Genomic DNA, 1,045 nt, shown 5'->3' with positions numbered 1-1,045 from the left:
CCGGATCCGTTCGATGGAGGAAGCCAAGCTGACCGCCAAACGCACCAAGGAAAAGCTGGAAGATCTTGTCACCGAGGTGATTATGGTCAGCCATACCGATGTGGCCAATGTGGCCGGCCCTGCGGGAGAATTGTTGACAGCCCGGGGGAAAATCACTCAGGATGCCCGCAACAAGCAGATCATCGTCACCGATGTCCCGGCTGCCATCGATCAAATTCGTCAATTGGTCAAAATTCTGGACACCCCGGAGCGCCAGGTTTTGATCGATGCGCGCATTGTCGAAGCCAACTCCAACTTCGCCCGCGATCTTGGGGTCAAGTGGGGATACTCCTACACAGAAAATCCCAACAGGGAGTTCCCCAATCTTTCCAGCGGAGAGCTGGGTGCTGGCGGCAGTTTTGTGATCTCCCCGACCAGCATCGCAACGGGGTCTGCGTCGGGTTTGGGTACCAGTTTTACCTTTGGCCGCCTTGGAATTGACAAATCCGTGCTGGATCTGAGGATTTCGGCTCTTGAAACAGCCGGTTATGGCAAAGTGGTCAGTCAGCCAAGGATTGCCACCCTGAATGGGGAAGCCGCCATGATCAGTCAGGGGACCAAAATCCCCTACCAATCGGTAAGTGACCAGGGGACGGAGACGAAATTTGAAAACGCAGAGTTGAAACTTGAGGTGACACCTACCATCAATCCGGATGACACCATCATTCTGAAGATTGTCGCTTCCAACAGCTCTGTGGGCGCAACAGTGCCCACAGGGGTGGGGGATGCCATTGCCATCGACGAGAAAAAAGCGGAAACAAAAGTCCTTGTCCGAGATGGTGAAACGACAGTTATTGGCGGGATTTTTGTAGAAGATGATCGGGTTAGTGATTCCGGTGTGCCATTTTTTAAGAAGATCCCGCTTTTCGGAAATCTTTTCAAATCACAAACAAAATCCAACAAAAAAAGAGAACTTCTTATATTTGTGACGCCACGAATTCTGAATTAATAAATTGATTAAAAACAGGAAGGGCAGGAGGAATATATGAAGCGGTGGCTGGTTTGG

At 50.8% G+C, this 1,045-nt stretch carries 1 protein-coding gene; it reads left to right on the top strand.

All coding sequences use genetic code 11. The features are described 5' to 3' along the window. Positions 1-13 precede the first annotated feature (13 nt). Complete coding sequence (pilQ, locus tag D6694_04885; GenBank protein ID RMH45309.1) at positions 14-988, top strand: type IV pilus secretin PilQ; 975 nt, start codon at positions 14-16, stop codon at positions 986-988. Positions 989-1,045: the final 57 nt, after the last annotated feature.

Source organism: Gammaproteobacteria bacterium, from assembly GCA_003696665.1.
Classification (GTDB): domain Bacteria; phylum Pseudomonadota; class Gammaproteobacteria; order Enterobacterales.
Note: the sequence above shows the minus strand (reverse complement) of the source record. Positions and strands in the feature narration are given on the sequence as shown.

Coding starts and splice junctions, on each gene's coding strand:
- pilQ (RMH45309.1), top strand. CDS start 14: ATGGAGGAAGCCAAGCTGACCGCCAAACGCACCAAGGAAAAGCTGGAA.